The 5,661-nt window shown below is 32.7% G+C and carries 4 protein-coding genes and 1 pseudogene; 4 read left to right on the top strand and 1 reads right to left on the bottom strand.

From position 1 onward, the window contains the following. The 4 genes and pseudogenes from AB8B52_RS00960 to AB8B52_RS00975 form a co-directional block, all read left to right on the top strand. Nucleotides 1–596 (top strand): annotated as a pseudogene (locus AB8B52_RS00960) (sugar isomerase); the annotation flags it as partial. Between the two features lie 8 nt (nt 597–604). Beyond that, entirely contained in the window at nt 605–1,975 is a 1,371-nt protein-coding gene (locus tag AB8B52_RS00965) for an FGGY-family carbohydrate kinase (RefSeq protein WP_406024330.1), read from the top strand. Nucleotides 1,976–1,979: 4 nt separating this feature from the next. Then, on the top strand, nt 1,980–3,128 hold the full coding sequence (locus tag AB8B52_RS00970; protein WP_406024332.1) for an alpha-hydroxy-acid oxidizing protein: 1,149 nt from the start codon (nt 1,980–1,982) through the stop codon (nt 3,126–3,128). A gap of 27 nt (nt 3,129–3,155) precedes the next feature. Then, a complete protein-coding gene (locus AB8B52_RS00975) occupies nt 3,156–4,565 on the top strand; it encodes a purine-cytosine permease family protein (protein WP_406024334.1) in 1,410 nt (469 codons plus the stop codon). A 925-nt stretch (nt 4,566–5,490) separates the two neighbouring features. Here the strand turns inward: AB8B52_RS00975 and AB8B52_RS00980 are convergent. Next, nucleotides 5,491–5,661, bottom strand: coding sequence for a T9SS type A sorting domain-containing protein (locus tag AB8B52_RS00980; protein WP_406024336.1), 171 nt, complete (start codon nt 5,659–5,661; stop codon nt 5,491–5,493).

Below are 5,661 nucleotides of genomic sequence, written 5' to 3' on the forward strand. Positions count from 1 at the left end.
TTATTCAAGATTGGGGTACTTCATTTATGCTAGCCAATGCTTGTGGAGAAAAAGCCTATTCATTAGTAGATTTAGGACACCATTTGCCAAACAGTAATATCGAACAAATTGTATCGGTTTTAATGTTAAAAGGCAAATTAGGTGGTTTCCATTTTAATGATAGTAAATACGGAGATGACGATTTAACCGTTGGAAGTATTAAGCCATACGCATTATTTTTAATCTTTAATGAATTGGTTTATGGAATGCAAAACAATCCTCAAAATCCTGATTTAGCTTGGATGATTGATGCAAGTCATAATATAAAAGATCCTTTAGAAGATTTAATACAATCTTTAGAAGCAATTCAAGAAGCATATGCAAAAGCATTATTAGTAGATCAAGATTTACTAAGAACAGCGCAATTAAATAATGATGTTGTAAAATGCCAAGAAATTTTACAAGAAGCATACAGAACAGATGTAAGACCTCTTATTCAAAAAGCAAGATTAGATGCAGGTGGTGCTATAAGTCCAATTGACGCATACCGTTCATTAAATGTAAGAGAAAGTCTCATAAAAGAAAGAGGTAGAAATACGATAGCAACAGGATTATAATCAGTTTTATGACAAATGTTACAGCCATATTTGATATTGGAAAAACAAATAAAAAATTCTTTTTATTTGATAAAGATTTTAAAGAGGTTTATAAAGAATATATTAGGTTTGACGAAATAGAAGATGAAGACGGTCACCCTACAGAAAACTTAGAAAAACTTCAAAATTGGTTAAAAAGTGTTTTTCAAAAAATTCTTGAGGCGTCTGAGTTTAATGTAACAGCTATTAACTTTTCTACCTATGGTGCAAGTTTTGTGCATTTAGATAAAAATGGTGAAGTACTCACACCACTTTATAATTACACCAAACAAATAGACGAAAGTGTTATCACATCTTTTATAGAAAAATATGGGCCTATTGATACTTTTTTAAGTAAAACAGGATGTTTTGACTTAAGTCTTTTAAATTCTGGACTTCAGCTCTATTGGATAAAGCATACAAAGCCAGAGATTTTTAAAAAAATAAAATATTCTCTGCATCTACCACAATATCTTAGCTACATATTTACAGGTATTCCTTTAAGCGAATACACAAGTATAGGTTGTCATACAGCATTGTGGGATTATACCAAAAAAGATTACCATGACTGGGTATACAAAGAAGAATTAAACAATATTCTACCAACAATTGTGTCTACCGAAACCAGTATAAATATGAATTATAATGGTAAACGTATAAAAATTGGAGTAGGTATACATGATAGTTCATCTGCCTTATTGCCTTATGTAAGAAGTATTAATAAAAAATTTGTTTTAGTATCTACAGGTACTTGGAGCATTGCACTTAATCCGTTTACAGAAACCCCAATAGCCGAAGCAGGAGACGATAAAGATTTTATTAATTACATGAGAATTAACGGTAAACCAGTTAAAGCAACCCGTTTATTTTTAGGTAATGAATATAAAATACAAGTTGAAAAGTTACACAAGCATTTTAACGTACCAGATGATACACATCGTCATATAAAATTTGATTACGATACCTATTTTGAAATCATGAAAGATTTTGAAAACAGGTTTAAATGGGAAAGTATAGAAACGCCAGAAATGCCTTCTGAAACCTCAATTTCTTATGATAAATTTGAGCATGCCTATCATCAATTAATGACAGAACTTGTATTGCTTCAAATTAAAAGTATTAAAGATGTTATAGGTACAGATGAAATAAAACACTTATATGTAGATGGAGGCTTTAGTGATAATGATTTATATATAAAATTACTTTCACATCATTTTAGAGGAAAAAAATTACGAACTACAGATTCTTCTTTAGGATCTGCATTAGGTGCAGCGATTTCAATTTCTGATAAAAAATTAAATTCTAAATTTCTAAAAAAGAATTACTCTTTAAAGAAACATGTACCGTTTATAATAAAATAAGATCATGGCTATAAAAATTGATACCAGATACCCATCTATTGATGATTTAAGAACTAAAGCACAAAAAAAAATACCAAAATTTGCTTTTGAATACTTAGATGGTGGTTGTAATGAAGATGTAAATCTGCACAGAAACACTGCTGAGTTAAGAGATGTGCAATTAAAACCAAATTATCTAAGGCAGCACAATGGGTCTTCATTAAAAACAAAATTATTTGGTGTTGAATATGATGCGCCATTTGGTGTTTCGCCTGTAGGTTTACAAGGCTTAATGTGGCCTAATTCGCCAGAGATTTTAGCCAAAGCCGCTTGTGAACATAATATCCCTTTTATTCTTAGTACAGTAACCACAACAAGTATAGAACGTAGTGCCGAATTAACAGAAGGCAAAGCTTGGTTTCAATTATACCACCCAACAGAAAACAGATTAAGAGATGATATTATTAAACGTGCAGAAGCAGCAGAATGCCCTGTTTTAGTAATACTTTGTGATGTGCCTACATTTGGCTTTAGACCAAGAGATATTAGAAACGGATTGGCTATGCCACCAAAAATGTCTTTAAAAAATATTATTCAAGTATTGGGCAGACCACATTGGGCAGCACAAACTTTAAAATATGGGCAACCAAATTTTGAAACTTTAAAACCTTACATGCCCAAAGGTCTAGATTTAAAACAACTAGGTAAATTTATGGATCAAACGTTTAGCGGTAGATTAAATGAAGAAAAGATTAAACCGATTAGAGACCTATGGAAAGGAAAGCTGGTTCTAAAAGGCGTGGCTTCAGAATATGATACAGAAGAAGCTATTCGCTTAGGTTTAGATGGTATAATAGTTTCTAATCATGGTGGCAGGCAATTAGACGCAGGTGAGTCTACAGTAAAACCTTTACATCGCTTAGCAGAAAAATATGGAGATCAAATTGAAGTGATGATGGATAGCGGTATTCGATCTGGCCCAGATGTAGCTCGTGCCATGGCAAGTGGTGCTAAATTCACATTTATGGGACGCTCGTTTATGTATGGTGTTTCTGCTTTAGGTAAAAATGGTGGAAATCATACAATATCTTTATTAAAAACAGAATTGCAACAAGTAATGGAACAACTTAATTGCGAAAAAACTACGGATTTTGCAGAGCATTTAATAAAATAGAAACTAACTAATACTAAATCAATTACTATGAGCCAAATTAATACAGAAGCTGAAGAGATTGAAAATATTGCAGGTGGCGAATTTGAGAGAACACCTGTACCAAAATCTAAATTAAAAAGCTGGAAAAGTTTTTTAGGCATGTACGCAGGCGAACATGCTGCAGGTACAGAATTTATGATTGGCCCTTTATTTTTAACTGCTGGTGTTAGTGCTTTTGATTTAATTATTGGCTTGCTAATAGGAAATTTATTAGCTGTTTTATCTTGGCGATTTTTAACTGCCGAAATTGCTGTAAAAAACCGCTTAACATTATACTTTCAACTCGAAAAAATATGTGGTAAAAACCTCGTAACGGGTTACAATCTTGCAAACGGAATTCTGTTCTGCTTTTTAGCAGGGTCAATGATTACGGTTTCTGCAACAGCAGTTGGTATTCCGTTTGATATGCCAATGCCTAAATTGTCTGATACCATGCCAAATGGAATAACTTGGATTGTTATAGTTGTACTCATAGGTGCTGTAATTTCAATTATTGCAGCTCGTGGCTACGATACGGTATCAAAAGCTGCAAACTGGATGTCACCTATTATAGTAATCGCTTTTATAGCTTGTGGAGTTGTCGCTTTAAGTCAATTAGGTGTTTCTAGTTTCTCAGACTTTTGGAACATTTGGGGAGAGGGTTCAGATCCTTTTCCTGGTCAAATTAAATTTACCTTTTGGCATGTTGTTATTTGGTCTTGGTTTGCAAATGGTGCCATGCATATTGGAATGTCAGATTTATCAGTTTTTAGATTTGCAAAAAAAGCAAGTTCTGGATGGACAACTTCGGCAGGTATGTATGTAGGTCATTATATGGCTTGGATAGCAGCAGCATTATTATACGCAGTGTATCTAAAATCACCTGAAGCTCAAGCGTTTTTATCTAATGGTGAAGCGCCACCTGTTGCACCAGGCCCATTAGCTTATAATGCCATTGGAGTATTTGGAATAATAGCTGTTGTCTTAGCTGGTTGGACAACTGCAAATCCGACAATATACAGAGCAGGTTTAGCTTTTCAGGCCATACTCCCTAAATTATCAACAGCAAAAGTTACAGTTTTAGCAGGAACAATAGCCACGATTGCTGGGTTGTTTCCCGCATTTGCGATGAAGTTATTAGGCTTTGTAGCGTTATACGGTTTTATTTTAGCCCCCTTTGGAGCTGTAATAGTATTTGAACATTTTTTCCATAAAAGATTTGGGGTTATTAAAAACTATGCAGAACATGCTAACATGAAATTTAATAAATCGGTATTATTAGCTTGGGCTATTAGTTTTGGGGTGTTTTATTATATTTCGATACAATTTGATGTTTTCCTGTCATTTGTAACACTTCCTGCCTGGCTGTTATGTGGTGTTTTATTTCTAGTGTTTAGTAAATGTTTTCAGAAAAAATAAAGTGACCTTTTTTCATTTGAAAAACACACACCGATAATTGTTCTTAGCGATAAAGCACATTTAGTTAGAAAAGCCTTTGAATGGAAAGCTAACGTAAATCTCTCAAACGCAGAAATTGCTAAACGATTAGAAACATACGAATTTAAGTTATATTGTCTACGCCTAACACACATGCTCCGAAATCTGGTCTATTGCGGTTTAATGTCGCAAACTTTATAGACAATCAAAAATTGTTGAAGGAAAACGCGAAACCTGCTGTATCCAAAGCTCTATTCCTTAAAGCAATATCAGACACCAATCCTAATATGAAAGAAAACTACATCACTATCCGTCAATATTTCACAAATACCTATATCTACAATTATGTAAAATACAAATCGATTTTATGATATACAATACGTAATTTACAGAAAGTTTACATTTAAAATAGAAAACTCACGAACTAAAAAATTTATAAAAATTCATGCGGTTTTAGTTTATTCCTAAAAGAAAAACTAAAAATACCTCTGGAAATGCCATGTATACATGAACACCTTGATTTAAAATATAAATGACATGAACTAAAATTTCCCTTTCTTTTGTTGATGCCTGTGCTGAACTTGATTCAGTATTCTTTAGGAAAGCAAAGACATCGAAGATTCACGAGTTCCTATTTAAGAAAATAAAACTGCATGAGCTAAAACAAAAATAAACACTGAAAGCGAGGTTTATGACAGATGGCTTATAACTATAAATTGAATCATTTATATCTAACTGACGTTAAAATACAAGCAACCTAAAACATCTTATAGGAATGTACAAGACGTACTTTACGGAATATTTACCTGAATATGAAAAAATTCAAAAAAAAAAAAAAGAGGTCGCCTAAAAATTACTTTTAAGCCACCTCTCCTTAAATTACTAAAAAAATAATTAGAGCGAACTATTACTGCACAAGTAACTTCACTGATTTTTGACCTTCAGAAGTTGCTACTGTAGCGATGTATAAACCAGAGTTAAATTCAAAATTCATATCATCGTTAGTTGTAATAGACTTTACTTTAGCACCTGTAATGTTATAGATGTTAATTTTAGTTTCTAGACGAACATTAGATAT

Source organism: Winogradskyella sp., assembly GCF_045105575.1.
In the GTDB taxonomy this organism is placed as follows: domain Bacteria; phylum Bacteroidota; class Bacteroidia; order Flavobacteriales; family Flavobacteriaceae; genus Winogradskyella.

Excerpts from the sequence above, each read along its gene's own strand:
- AB8B52_RS00965 (WP_406024330.1), top strand. The coding sequence starts at position 605 with ATGACAAATGTTACAGCCATATTTGATATTGGAAAAACAAATAAAAAA.
- AB8B52_RS00970 (WP_406024332.1), top strand. The coding sequence starts at position 1,980 with ATGGCTATAAAAATTGATACCAGATACCCATCTATTGATGATTTAAGA.
- AB8B52_RS00975 (WP_406024334.1), top strand. The coding sequence starts at position 3,156 with ATGAGCCAAATTAATACAGAAGCTGAAGAGATTGAAAATATTGCAGGT.